Annotated in this window: 10 protein-coding genes; 4 read left to right on the top strand and 6 right to left on the bottom strand. The window is 70.1% G+C overall.

The window, feature by feature from the left end; all coding sequences use genetic code 11:
- Nucleotides 1-19: 19 nt before the first annotated feature.
- A complete protein-coding gene (locus LPA41_RS24455) occupies nucleotides 20-868 on the bottom strand; it encodes a helix-turn-helix transcriptional regulator (protein WP_229073096.1) in 849 nt (282 codons plus the stop codon).
- Between the two features lie 262 nt (nucleotides 869-1,130).
- Between LPA41_RS24455 and LPA41_RS24450 the strand changes: the two genes are divergently transcribed.
- The 3 genes from LPA41_RS24450 to LPA41_RS24440 are packed head-to-tail and all read left to right on the top strand — an operon-like array spanning nucleotide 1,131 to nucleotide 4,010.
- The gene (locus tag LPA41_RS24450) at nucleotides 1,131-1,772 is read left to right on the top strand and encodes a GPP34 family phosphoprotein (RefSeq protein ID WP_229073095.1); all 642 of its coding nucleotides are present in this window, start codon (nucleotides 1,131-1,133) and stop codon (nucleotides 1,770-1,772) included.
- 56 nt (nucleotides 1,773-1,828) lie between these two features.
- Entirely contained in the window at nucleotides 1,829-3,388 is a 1,560-nt protein-coding gene (locus LPA41_RS24445) for an APC family permease (RefSeq protein WP_229073159.1), read from the top strand.
- A gap of 10 nt (nucleotides 3,389-3,398) precedes the next feature.
- On the top strand, nucleotides 3,399-4,010 hold the full coding sequence (locus tag LPA41_RS24440; RefSeq protein ID WP_229073094.1) for a GNAT family N-acetyltransferase: 612 nt from the start codon (nucleotides 3,399-3,401) through the stop codon (nucleotides 4,008-4,010).
- 3 nt (nucleotides 4,011-4,013) lie between these two features.
- Here LPA41_RS24440 and LPA41_RS24435 read toward each other — a convergent pair whose 3' ends face one another.
- Nucleotides 4,014-4,568 carry a hypothetical protein gene (locus LPA41_RS24435; protein ID WP_229073093.1) on the bottom strand — a complete coding sequence of 185 codons (555 nt, stop codon included), beginning with the start codon at nucleotides 4,566-4,568 and terminating at the stop codon, nucleotides 4,014-4,016.
- Between the two features lie 592 nt (nucleotides 4,569-5,160).
- Between LPA41_RS24435 and LPA41_RS24430 the strand changes: the two genes are divergently transcribed.
- Nucleotides 5,161-6,939: a cellulase family glycosylhydrolase gene (locus LPA41_RS24430; RefSeq protein WP_229073092.1), complete on the top strand. Its 1,779-nt coding sequence runs from the start codon at nucleotides 5,161-5,163 to the stop codon at nucleotides 6,937-6,939.
- A 588-nt stretch (nucleotides 6,940-7,527) separates the two neighbouring features.
- On the opposite strand, the gene LPA41_RS24425 is transcribed toward LPA41_RS24430, so the two are convergent.
- The 4 genes from LPA41_RS24425 to LPA41_RS24410 all read right to left on the bottom strand — a co-directional run bounded on the left by LPA41_RS24425 (nucleotide 7,528) and on the right by LPA41_RS24410 (nucleotide 12,894).
- Entirely contained in the window at nucleotides 7,528-8,022 is a 495-nt protein-coding gene (locus tag LPA41_RS24425; protein ID WP_229073091.1) for a transcriptional regulator, read from the bottom strand.
- Complete coding sequence (locus LPA41_RS24420) at nucleotides 8,019-8,507, bottom strand: hypothetical protein (protein ID WP_229073090.1); 489 nt, start codon at nucleotides 8,505-8,507, stop codon at nucleotides 8,019-8,021. Before LPA41_RS24420 ends, LPA41_RS24425 begins: the two co-directional genes overlap by 4 nt.
- A gap of 55 nt (nucleotides 8,508-8,562) precedes the next feature.
- Nucleotides 8,563-11,460, bottom strand: coding sequence for a glycoside hydrolase family 3 protein (locus tag LPA41_RS24415; protein WP_229073089.1), 2,898 nt, complete (start codon nucleotides 11,458-11,460; stop codon nucleotides 8,563-8,565).
- A gap of 168 nt (nucleotides 11,461-11,628) precedes the next feature.
- A complete protein-coding gene (locus tag LPA41_RS24410) occupies nucleotides 11,629-12,894 on the bottom strand; it encodes an ROK family transcriptional regulator (protein ID WP_229073088.1) in 1,266 nt (421 codons plus the stop codon).
- Nucleotides 12,895-12,946: the final 52 nt, after the last annotated feature.

Here is a 12,946-nt window from a genome sequence, read left to right as displayed (position 1 = left end):
TGAGATTCCTTCGGGAGCGCTACGCGACGAGCAGACTCTCGATCATCTTTATCGTAGTCCGATGATCGAGCGCCTTAGCACTCATTCGCTCGAACTCCTGCCGGTACCGGGCAACCTCATCCGGTTGCTCTTCGTAATAGTCTCCCGCAATGCCTTCGAGGTAGACAACATCCAAATGGGTGGTCTCGCGGAACTCCAAAAGTGCTGCTGAACCCCCAAGGAACGGATGTTCCCCGGCGCTGAAGGGCAAGATCTGCAGGGTTACATTCGGTAATCCAGCCGTATCGATCAGATGTCGCAGTTGATCTGCCATGACGTCTTCGCCGCCGATGACACGGCGCACCACCGACTCGTCGATGACTGCCGAGAGCTCGAGCGGCCGATCGCCGCCGAGCCGGCTCTGCCGTGTGAGGCGCAATGCCACCCGCCTGTCGATTTGCTGCTGGGTATCGTTCGAGCGACCGGTCTTGATCAGTGCTCGCATGTATGCCTCGGTCTGCAGCAGGCCGGGCACGATGATCGGTTCCCAGGCGCGCATCGACGAGGCGGCCGCCTCCAGGCCGACGAAGTTGCCGGGTCGCATGATGTCCCGGTAGTCGGTCCACCAGGTGCGCTCCCGGGAGAGCCTGGCGAGCTCCACCAGCGCCTCGCGGTATCCCTGGTCGCGGACGTTGTACAAGGTCAGCAGATCCCGCACGTCGCGCGGGGTGACCGCCACCCGTGCGGTCTCGATCCGGGTGACCTTGGCGGCGTGCCACTCGAAGTGCCGGGACACGTCCTGTTGCGTCAGGCCGGCGGCTTCCCGGCATCGTTTGAGCTCCGCGCCGAGTCGGCGGCGGCGGAGCGTCGGACCCTCGATATCGGACACCTGGACTCCCTACGGTCCTGATGCGGTCGACACTACGACCGGTTCCTCACGATCCAGTAGCCCATTCGATCACGCGCCCCATGATCGCAATTCTGCATGATCCTTAGTGGAGTTCCAGACTGCAGGGCCTTAATGAGAAGTCTAGTACTTCTTGTATTGACCTTGATGTTCGGTACATGATGCTGCGGACATCGAGTTCTGTCTTCTTTCCTACACATAGAGAAATGATCATTGGAACTGGCGTCTAAGGGGCGTGGCGCAAGTGTTGGCTGACCAGTACTACCTGATCGCACACGAGGACCGCACCGGCCGGTCCAGACTCCATCCCCGTGCGACCGGCCTCGGTTTGGCCGCCGCTCTGCTCTCCGAACTCGTACTCGAGGGCCGTGTCGGTGTCGCCGACGGCGAACTGTTCATTGTCGATCGTCATCCGCCGCGCGATGCGCTCTCGCATGACGTCCTTGATCTGCTCTCGGCCCAGTCCCAGCACACCGATGTGCGGACCTGGCTCGCCTTCCTGTCCCAGGACGCGGCCCTGCGGGTCGCCGAGCGCCTGATGCGCGTCGGCGCCGTCGAGATGGTCACCCGCCGCCGCATGCTGGGCTCCACGCAGACGCTCTACATGCCGAACACCGCCCGGCAGCGCAACGCCGCCGCCTGGGCCTCCACCCGGATCGCGAACATCCTGGTCCGCGGCATGGATCTCAACCTCGCCGACCGCCTGCTGGTCGGGCTGGTCGTCGCGACCGGTCTGACCCGCCACGTCATGTACGGATTCGAGATGTACCCGCACATCTACCACTCTCTGCCCAGCATGATCGCCTCGCTGCCCAGCGACCTGCGTGAACTCGTTGAGTGCACCGAGCAGCAGGTGGGCACCGCGCTCGCGGTGGGCCGCCGGTGAGCCCGGCCGGCCGCCACCAGCGCCGGCGCAACAACGTCGATCAGTGGGCCGGCACCATGCTGACGGAGTTGAACCGGCGGAACTCCGGACCGGACATCGTCAGCCAGTCGCTGGCGAGCAACCGGCTCGGTGTCTCGTCGGTGGTCTTCTTCGGCGTGGCCGGCGCGGCGCCGCTCACCGTGATCATCGGGGCCATCTCGACGATCTACGCGGTGGTCGGCAACACGGCGGTGCCGCTGGTCTACCTCGTGGTGGCGGGGATTCTCTCGATCTTCACGGTCGGGTTCGTCGCGATGAGCCGGCACATCGTCAACTCCGGCGCCTTCTACGCGTACATCAGCCACGGCCTCGGCCGGGAGCTCGGTGTCGCGGCGGCCTTCGTCGCGCTGGCGGCCTATTCGCTCATGCAGATCGGCCTGTTCGGCCTTTTCGGGGTGGTCGCCTCCGGCATCCTCGAAGCGGTCGGACTGACCGCGTCCTGGCTGGCCTGCGCCCTCGTCGCGTGGGCGCTGATCGCGGTGCTGGGCATGCTCTGGGTCGACCTCAGCGGCAAGGTGCTCGGCGTCCTGCTGATCGCCGAGATCGCGGTGGTGCTGATCTACGACCTGGTGATGGCGGGCAACCCGGCCGAGGGTTCGGTGAGTTTCTCCGCGCTCGCGCCGGCACAACTGCTCACCCCCGAGGTGGTGGCCATGATGGTGCTGGCCATCGGCGGGTTCACCGGCTTCGAGGCGACGGTCGTGCTCTCCGAGGAGGCCAAGGACCCGAAACGCACCATCGCGCGGGCCACCCACCTCTGCGTGATCCTGGCCGGCATCCTCTGCGCGCTGTCGGCGTGGGCCATGTCGGTGGCCGCCGGACCGACCCGGATCGTCGGTGCCGCCCGGACCGAGCAGACGGACCTCGTCTTCACCCTTGTCGCGCCACACGTGCCGGGCACGCTCATCACCATCGGCTACCTGCTGTTCATGACGAGCATCTTCGCCGCCCTGCTGGCCTTCCACGCGGCGGTCTCGCGTTACCAGTTCGCCCTGGGCCGGGAGCGGGTGCTGCCGAGCCGATGGGGGTACGCGCATCCCCGTACCGGAGCACCGGTGGTCGGCTCGGTCACGCAGAGCATCCTGGCGCTCGGCGTCCTGCTGACCTACGGCCTGTTCGGCATCGATCCGCTCGTCCACCTCTTCGCGTGGCTGACCGTGGTCGGCGGTCTGGGCGTGCTGATCCTGATGTGGAGTGCCTCGGCAGCGGTGATCGCGTTCTTCGTCCAGCACCGCCGCGGCGAGAACATCTGGCGGGCCCGGGTCGCCCCGATCTTCGCGTTCTTCCTGCTCAGCATCATCCTGCTGGCGACCGTGATCGGGTTCGGCGACCTGTTGCAGGTGGGCAGCGACTCGGTCTTCCACTGGGTGTTCACGGTGGGCTACCTGCTGTTCGCGGCGATCGGCTTCGGCTGGGCGCTGATCGTGAAACGCACCCGCCCGGATGTGTACGCGGGCATCGGCCGCGGCGCGGACGGCCGGAACGTCCTCGACTATCCCGCGCTGCCGCGACCGCACTCCCACTCGCAGTACCAGCATCCGCACGAACTACGTGACCAACTTCCGTCGATCAAGTAGGGAAAGATCAATGACGTACGCCATCCAGGAACTCGTGATCCGGCACGTGTCGCCGTACGACACCGAGGAGATCACCGATCTCGTGGCCGAGGCGCTGTGGGACGGACCGGTGGCCCGCTGGATGCAACCCGACACCCTGATCCGCGGGCAGAACTCGCCCCGCTACTTCGAGATCTTCGTGGAGCACGCTCTGGCGCACGGCGAGGTCTACAGCACCGCCGACGGCGACGGCCGGATGAGCGGCGTCGCGCTCTGGTTCCCGCTCACCTCGATGATCCCGGCACCGGTCGACTACGAGCGCCGGCTCAAGGAGGCCGCCGACACGGCGTTCGACCGCTGTCAGCAGCTGGACGCCGCGCTCGACCAGCACCACCCGCTCGAGCCGCACCACTACCTGGCCTTCATGGCGGTGCGGCCCAGCCGGCAGAACCGTGGCATCGGCAGCGCCCTGCTGGACCGCCACCACGCCCGTCTGGACCGGGCCGGGCTCCCCGCCTATCTCGAGGCCAACGAACCGCGCAATCGCGACCTCTACCTTCGGCACGGATACCAGGTCCGGTCCGTGATCGAACTTCCCGACGGGCCTCCGCTCTGGTGCATGTGGAGGTCGCCTATGGCGTGATTCCTACTGTGACGCCGCTGGAAATTCGTAGATCCAGAACGACTGCTGGTCCATGCACGACGCTCGCAACGTGCCGCCGGAGAGCCGGCGCAACATCAACCGGATCACCTTCGCCATGTTGCGGTTGTCGTCGTTGTAACGGCAGAAGTCGAGTGCGATGATCCCGTTCCGATCCGTGGCGGTTCGGTACATGGCCTCGACGAGTTCTGCGAAGGCCCGGGTGGATCGGGCGTCCTCGGCGACCGCTACGAAGCCGCAGTACCAGATCTTCTTCTGCGCGTAGAGGTCGGGCCATCGGCGCTCGAAGTACTCCGGAGCGATCAGTGGCATCGCGTACAGGTCATTGGTGTACGTGGACAGGCCGCAGAGTTTGCCGCCGTCGTCGAGGCAGAGGTACTTGTCGATTCGGGGATCGAACATCACCTGGTCGAACTCCGCCCGGTACATCAGATGGCGTTGCACTGCGAGCGCACGAAGGTCGGCGAACGCGCCTTCGTACATGTCCCACGCTGCTTCGTGCATGTCGTCGGTGATCTGGTCGATGACTTTGACAAGCATGGCTGCTCCCCACGCGGGCCCGTGCCGAGCGGCCCCGCTCTCGTACTCAAGTCGATCGATAACAGGTGACCATAGAGTACGAACTGCAATAGGGGCGCGACAATGCGTAATCCCCAAAATCATGTGCCAATCCAGTTTGGAGTGATGCCTTTGGGTGAACGATCATGCAACTTGCGTAGTTGCAGGTAGTCGCAGAGATCGACTCGTCTGAGCCGGTGCCGACCATTTTCGACGGAGCCACTGGAATCGGTTTCTCGGAAAGTGCAGTATCCCGTGGATCAGCCTTTCTGTGGAATGCACCGAGTACTAGCCTCCGCGTTATGAGCACCGTGTGCTCGCCCGGCAAGGTCGCCGCGCGGGCCGGTGCCGGCACCCCGGCTCACCCTTCGACGGCGGGACGGGGCGTCGCTGCGACAGGCCGAGAGGCGGGCCATTCCGGCGAGGTGTGCATCCCCCGCTCGCCCCCGCGGATGGCCCGCCGCCATGTCGCCGGCATTCATTGACATAGTTTGACGTCCATACATAGTCTGCCGAGATCACAGTGGGAGCGCTCCCGTCCGCTCCGCTTCCACGCGTCCTCGTCAGGAGCGTCATGTCGCGACTGTTCGGCAGGCTCGGTGGCCTCGGCCTCAGCCTCGCCCTGATCACCGGGCTGGGCCTCGGCCCGGCCGGACCCGCGCCGGCATCAGCGGCCGGTCCCACCCCGGCCGCCGCCGGCGAAACAACCCGCATCCCGGCCGCCGCGCGCGAGACGGCCCGCACCCCGGCCGCCGCCGGCGAGGCGGCCCGCACCCCGGCGCAGGCGGTCGCCGCCATGCAGCCGGGCTGGAACCTCGGCAATACGTTCGACGCCACCGGCGACGACGAGACGTCGTGGGGCAACCCGCGGGTCACGCCGGAACTGCTCGACGGCATCCGGGCACAGGGCTTCAAGAGCATCCGGATCCCCGTCACCTGGGGACAGCACCAGGGGCCGGGGCCGGACTGGACGATCGACCCGGCGTACCTCTCCCGGGTGAAGGAGGTGGTGGGCTGGGCCTTGGACGACGGCTTCCACGTGATGCTCAACGTCCACCACGACTCCTGGCAGTGGATCAACAACATGCCGGTCGACCACGACACCGTGCTGGCCCGTTTCAACGCCATCTGGTCGCAGGTGGCCCCTGCCTTCCGGGACGCGTCGCCGCGCCTGGTGCTGGAGAGCGTGAACGAGCCGCAGTTCACCGGCGGCGACCCGGCCGCGCTCCTCGCCGAGCTCAACGCGTCCTTCCACCGCATCGTGCGCGGCTCCGGCGGCGGCAACACCGACCGGCTGCTCGTGCTGCCGACCCTGCACACCTCGGCCGACCAGGTGCACCTCGACAACCTCGCCGCCGAGTTCGCCGCCCTGAACGACCCCCATCTGATCGCCACCGTGCACTACTACGGGTACTGGCCGTTCAGCGTGAACGTCGCCGGCGGCTACCGTTTCGACGCCACCGCACAGCAGGACCTGATCGACATGTTCACCCGGATACACACCACCTTGGTGGCGCGTGGCGTGCCGGTGGTCATCGGCGAGTACGGCCTGCTCGGCTTCGACCGGCACACCGGCACGATCGAGCAGGGGGAGAAGCTCAAGTTCTTCGAGCTCTTCGGCCGGCAGGCGCGCGTCCGCGGGGTCGCCACGATGCTCTGGGACAACGGGCAGCACTTCGACCGTACGTCCCTGGCCTGGCGTGACCCGGAACTCTTCGGTCAGATCCGCTCCAGCTGGACGACCCGATCCGGCACCGCCGCCACCGACCTGGTCTTCGTCAGCCGCTCGGCGCCGGTCACCGCGCAGACGATCACGCTGAACCTGAACGGCACCGGCTTCACCCAGATCCGCCTCGGCGCCAGCACCCTGCGGCGCGGCCCCGACTACCAGATCTCCGGCGACCGGCTCACCCTCACCGCCGGGTTGCTCACGCGGCTGACCCAACCACCGGGGTACGGGGTCACAGCGTCCCTCTCCCTGCGCTTCTCCCGCGGCGTCCCGTGGCGCCTCGACGTGATCGCCACCGACCGCCCGGTGCTCTCCGCCGCCACCGGCAGCACCACGTCGTTCGCCGTGCCGGCGGCCTTCAACGGCGACCGGCTGGCCACGATGACGGCGATCTACCCGGACGGCAGCAACGCGGGACCGCACGGCTGGACCCCGTACAAGGAGTACGACCGCGCCTTCGCCCCCGACCACGCCGCCGGCACGATCCGCCTGACGCCGGACTTCTTCGCCGAGGTCACCGACGCCACCCCGGTGACCTTGCGCTTCCACTTCTGGAGCGGCGAGATCGTCACCTACCAGCTGACCCGCTCCGGCACCACGGTGACCGGCACACCCATCGCCTGACCGCGCTCTGTTGATCGTCTTCGGCCGGGCATCGCTCAGCCGCCCGGCCTTGCTGCCCCTGTCGTTCGGGGGTGTTGTCACCGGGCCGGGCGGCGTCGATGGACCGCTGACAGCGACACGGCCATCCGCGGAGGGTCCTTCGTGACGTGGCTGCCGGCAGTCGACGCCGCCGTCGACCGAGAGGGCAGGCGACGTCGGGGGGAAGGCGGCGCGCCTGGGCCGCCGAGCCCCGGGTCACGCGCCCGGGGTCGCCGCGCCCCGATCGCCACCCAGCCGACACCGCCCGCGAATCCACTCCCGTGTCCTCTGGCGGTCCCGGTCGCGCCGTCCTCGTCGAGATGTTGATCTGCTAGCGATGCGAAATCGCGGTTTTAACCCCATGATCACAGCGATTTCGTAGCGCTAGCAGATCAACAACGCCACGCAACCGACCGCGGCGGCCGCAGGGGACCCGAGGGCAAGAACTACAACGCCGCCCTCGTGCGCCTCGCCCACCACCGGCCGACATCCCGCCTGCCCGCCCACCGGGGCCGCGTTCAGTGACGCCACCGGTGCCGGATTTGCGAGGTCATGCGACCGGCGCCGCAGTCAGCCGGTCGCCGCCGGCTGCGCCGCTCCCGCCGCTCCCGCCGCTGGCTGCGCCGCTTCCGCCGCTCCCGCCGCTGGCTGCGCCGCTTCCGCCGCTCCCGCCGTCGGCTGCGCCGCTCCCGCCGCTCCCGCCGTCGGCTGCGCCGCTCCCGCCGTCGGCTGCGCCGCTCCCGCCGCTCCCGCCGTCGGCTGTGGTGGGGCCTCGGCGCGGGCCAGCAGGTGCCGCAGTGCGGCGATGTGGTTCCGGATGGCCGTGCGGCCGCCGGTGGTCAGGGACAGCCAGGTGCGTGGCCGGCGGCCGATGCTGCCCTTGCGTACGGTCAGGTAGCCGGCTCGTTCCAGCGCGGTGGCCTGTTTGGAGAGGACCGAGTCGCTGATGCCTGCCGCGTCCCGGGTGGCGCCGAACTCCATCTCCTCGACCGCGGCCAGCACCGCCATGACGGTGAGCCGGGTGGTGGTGTTGATGACCGGGTTCAGTTCCGGCTCGGTCGTCATCGAGGTTGCCGGGCCATCCGGTCGGCGTAGCGGGGAGCGAGCCGGTGCGCGGCGAAGGCCACCGCGGGGATCATCAGCAGGGCGTAGACCAGGCCCGCGGCGGTGAAGGGGAGCGGGGTTCCGGCCTCGCGCAGCGCGATGCCGGCGAGGGACGCCGCCGCGAAGCACAGCAGGTGCAGGGCGAAGAACGCGGTGACGACGACGCGCCCGTACCCCGCCGGCCGTGGCCGGGCCGGCCACTCCCGGCGGACGTAGAGGGCCCACCCCGCGCAGATCACCAGGGGCAGCGGGAAGCGCAGGATCGCACCGACGCCCCACAGCGACGCCGGGATGTCGAAAGTTGTGCCCACGGCGATCGAGAGCAGGCCGGTGACCAGCACGAACCGCGTGGTGTTGCGGGGCCGGACGGCGCCTGCGCCCCGCCGGAGTCCCTGGTCCGCCGCGGTCAGGGCCTCGGTGGCCGCCGCGTGAGTCATGTCGGTCATCGCTCTCCTTTCCATTTGGAAAGTACCTGCGATGTGGACAGTGAGCAAGCGCGGATCAGCTGAAGGTCAGCACCGTCGCGGTCAGGCCGGCGTGGCTGAACTGGGCGAACACCGCGTGCCGGCCGGGAAGGGGATCGATTTTGGCCGACGTCTCCGGGACCGGGTCGAGGCCTGCCGACACCGGCACCGGCACGGTGGCCAGCACCGGGCCGTCGAGCGGGTCGTCGAGGCGCAGCGTCAGGGTGGCTCCCGGTCCGGTGGCGGCGACACCCGCCGTCACCCGGGTCAGCCCGCGCCCCAGGTCGACGTCGTCGAAGACGGTCCAGGCCCCGGGACCGGTGCTGCGCACCGCATCGACCGGGAGGCCGGGCAGGGTCACGGGGGCCGTCAGGTCGTACCCGTCGTTGTCGGCGAACCGCAGGCCCGACCGGGGGCAGCGGGCCGGGATGTGCTCGCCTCGCACGCGCAGCGTCGCGGTGCGCCGCCAGTCGGTGCTGGAGCGGCCCACGGCGATGGTGTGCGTGGCGTCCTCGACCACCCAGCGCGACCTCGTGACGTCCCAGAACGCCAGGTCGGCGGCGTCCAGGGTGAGGCTGACGGTGGTGCCGGCGCCCGGTTGGAGGTGGATGCGGCGGAACCCGCGGAGCCGGCGCAGCGGCTGCTTCACCCGGGAGTGCTGCTGACGGGTGTAGAACTGCACCACCTCGGCGCCGGGGCGGTCGCCGGTGTTGACGACGTCGACGGTGACGGTGACGCGGCCGGCGGGGTCGACGTCGTCGCTGCTGAGGCGCAGGTCCGTGTAGTGGAACCGGGTGTATCCGAGACCGTGGCCGAACGGCAGGAGCGGGGTGCCGCGGTAGTAGAGGTACGTGGCGTCGGACGCGACGATGTCGTAGTCGAGCAGGTCCGGCAGGTCGCCGTCATCGGCGTACCAGGTCTGGGTCAGCCGGCCGGCCGGTTCGACGAGGTCGCCGGTCGCGTCGCTGCCGAACAGGACGTCGGCGAGGGCGCCGCCGTGCTCCTGGCCACCGTGCGCGGACCAGAGCACGGCCGGCAGATTTTCCAGAGCCCACCCGATGGCGTACGGGTAACTGCTGGTCAGCACGAGCACGGTCCGCGAGTTGACGGCCGCCACGGCGCGCAGCAGATCGTCCTGGGTGCCCGGCAGTTCGAGGTCGCGCCGGTCGGCGGTCTCCCGCCCGGCGACAAGCGGATGGTTGCCGAGGGCGAGCAGGACCACGTCCGCCGACGCGGCCACGGCGGCGGCCGCCGCGACGCCGTCGACGAGCAGGTCCACGGTGAACACTGTCGCGTCCGCCGGTCCGGTCGCGGCGGTCCGGACCAGCCCGTCCGCGCCGGCGACCAGGAAGCGGTCGCTCTGCACGTGGTGGAGCAGCACACCGTCCGGCGCCGGCACGAACCGGAACGTCTCCCGTACCTCCCAGCCGTTCGGCCCCGGCCGGTCGTTGATCAGCAGGTGGTCGCCGGGGCCCAGGCCGTCGGCGCCGACGCAGCGGCCGTTCACCCGCAGCGAGACGGTCTCCTCGCCCCAGTCCAGCAGGTCGAAGACGGTGCCGGGGTGGTCCGGGAGATCGTCGTCCGGGAGATCGTCGTCCGGGAGATCGTCGTCCGCCCGTACGCCCAGAGGTCCCTGCGGTGTCGCGAAGAGCAAGCCGGCGGCGCAGCGCAAGGTCACCCGGTCGACGCCCTCCGCGAAGACCACCGAGCCGGCGCCGATCCGGGCGGCGATGCCGTCGCGCAGCGTCGTGCGGTAGGGCGGGGTGCCGCTGTACCAGTCCTCGAACAGGGTGTCGCCGAGCGGCCCGACGACGGCGACGCGGCCGGTGGTGCCCGGGTCGAGCGGCAGGATGCCGTCGTTGTGCAGCAGCACGGCGGACGCCCGGGCGGCCTGCCGCGAGAGCCCCCGGTGGTCCGCGCAGTCGATCACGTCCGGCCCGATGTGCCGGTACGGGTCCGCGCCCGCGTCGAACTCACCCAGCCGGAACCGGATCGCGAGGATCCGCCGGACAGCGGCGTCCACGTCGGACTCGGTGATCAGGCCGCGCTCGCAGGCGGCCGTGAAGTTGGCCAGGGTGGCGGGCAGGTCCTCGGTGACGCAGTCGACGCCGGCGCGCAGGGCGGCCGCGAACCCGGTCACGTGGTCGTCGAACAGCCGCTGGTCGCCGGCCAGGTTGTGCACCGCCCAGGCATCCCCGACGACCAGGACGTCCTCCGCCGACCAGGATCGCAGGCACTCGTCGATGAGCGGGCTCAGGTGGGCGGGGCGGCCGTTGACCAGGTTGTACGACGCCATCACGGCGACCGCGGCACCGTCGGCGAGCGCGGGGCGGAAGGCCGGCAGCTCGTACTCGTGCAGCACCCGCGGCGGCAGGTTGCTCGAGGTGAGGCAGCGGTCGGTCTCGTTGTTGTACGCGAGGAAATGCTTGAGCGTCGGCGCGGTGCGCAGCCGGAGCGGGTGATCACCGCGCAGCCCGCGGGAGTACGCGGTGCTCAGCACGCCGGTCAGCCAGGGGTCCTCGGAGTAGCCCTCCTCGTTGCGTCCCCACCGCGGGTCGCGCAACGGGTTCACCACCGGCGCCCAGACGTTGAGCCCGACGTTCTCCGGGTCGCGGTGGTGCATGGCCCGGACCTCGGTGCCGACCGCCTCGCCGACCCGGCGCAGCAGTTCCGGGTCCCAGCTGCTGGCCAGGCCGATCGCCTGGGGGAAGGTGGTGGCGGTGCCGAGCCAGGCGACGCCGTGCAGGGCCTCGGTCCCGGTGCGGAACGGGCCGACGCCGAGCCGGGGTATCGCGGCCTGGTGCTGGTTGAGCAGGCCGATCTTCTCGGCGAGGCTCAGCCGGCCGAGGAGGTCGGAGACGCGCGCGGCAACCTTCTGCTGGGGGTCGCGGAAGGTGTCGCGATCGGCGTCGCGCGAAGCGGGGGAATCGGTCACAACGCGTTCCTTCGGGGCCGAGCCGGGCTGTCGGAGCCGGCTGTCGGGACCGGACAGTCGAAGCGCTTCGACAACCGAGCGCGCGAGTGATTTCGCGAATGTTTCGGTCGGGTTCCCTGAGGCTCGCACCCCGTCCCGCGCCGGTCAAGGAGTAACGGGTATCGATTGTTACACCGCCGTGGGAAGGCTCCCAGTATCGACCCGGTCCAGATGCGACAGTGCCGCGCCCAGTGCGCCGGCGTGCGATCCCAGCTCGGAGGCGACGATCCGGGCCGGCGCCGGCGCGAGCAGATGCGCTGCCAGTTCGACCTCGGCGGCCGGGACCAGCCACTCGGCGAGAGTCGCGTAGTGATCGCCCAGGACGATCATCGACGGGTCGGTGAGGTTCGCCAGGATGGCGAGACCCTGGCCCAGGTGGCGGCCGGTGTCGCGGAGGGCGGCCAGGGCGCCGGCGTCGGCGGCACGGGCGAGCACGGCGACCTGTTCCACGGCCGGGCCGAGGTCGGTCAGCGACTGCGGGTCGAAATCGGGCAGCGCGCGGCGCACCAGCGGTTCGACGCCGGCCAGGTCGGCCAGGGTGGGACTGCCGGCCGGGCCGAGGGCGAACCGGCCGATCTGACCGGTGAACCCGCGAGCGCCGTGCAGCGGGCGGCCGCCGGTGATGACCCCGGCCTCCATCCCGGCGGCGCCGCTCACCAGGATGAGATCGCCCTCCGGCGCGAGCCGGCCGTTCGCCGCCTGGTCGCTCCGCGCCCCCGGGCCGCCGTTCGCCGCCGGGCCGTCGCCCGGCGCGTGGGTGAGGTTCGACTGCCGCCGGAAGCAGGCGAGGGCGGCCAAGGCCGCCTGGTTCGCGACGGTCACGACGAGGCCCGGCTGACGCAGCGAACCGGCGACCGGGCCGCGCAGGTCCAGGTCGGACCAGCCGAGGGCGGGGGAGAGCCGGACAGTGCCCTGCTCGTCGACGAGGCCGGGGACGGCGAGGGTGATGCCGAGGACGGTGCGGCCCTGTTGCCGGACCCGGGTGGCGGCGCGCTGGGCCAGGGCGATGATCGCGGCGACCGCGCGGCCGCCGCTCAGGGAGAGCGCCCGGTGCCAGAGGAGCAGCTGGTCACCGGCGAAGTCGACGGCGAGCGCGGTCAGGTGGTCGGCCGCGACCTGGATGCCGATCGCCGCGTATGCCGAACCGTCCAGCGCCAGCGCGGTCCCCGGGCGTCCGATCCGGTTCCCGCTCGACCCGGTCTCGCGAAGCAGCCGCTGGTCGATGAGGTCGCCGGTCAGGCTGGAGACGGTGGCCTTGTTGAGGCCGGTGGAGGCGGCGATCGCGGCGCGGGAGCTCGGCCCGTTCGTCCGCAGGTGACGCAGGACCACGGCGAGATTCGTGGCGCGCACGTCGGTGAAGCCGGCCGGCTGGGGTTCGGCCTGCGTGGTCCTCACATCGAGCTCCGCTCTCCACCGGATTTTCTCCGCCATCTTGCCATCGGCTCCA

This window comes from Actinoplanes sp. DH11 (assembly GCF_020873875.1).
In the GTDB taxonomy this organism is placed as follows: Bacteria; Actinomycetota; Actinomycetes; order Mycobacteriales; family Micromonosporaceae; genus Actinoplanes.
Note: the sequence above shows the minus strand (reverse complement) of the source record. Positions and strands in the feature narration are given on the sequence as shown.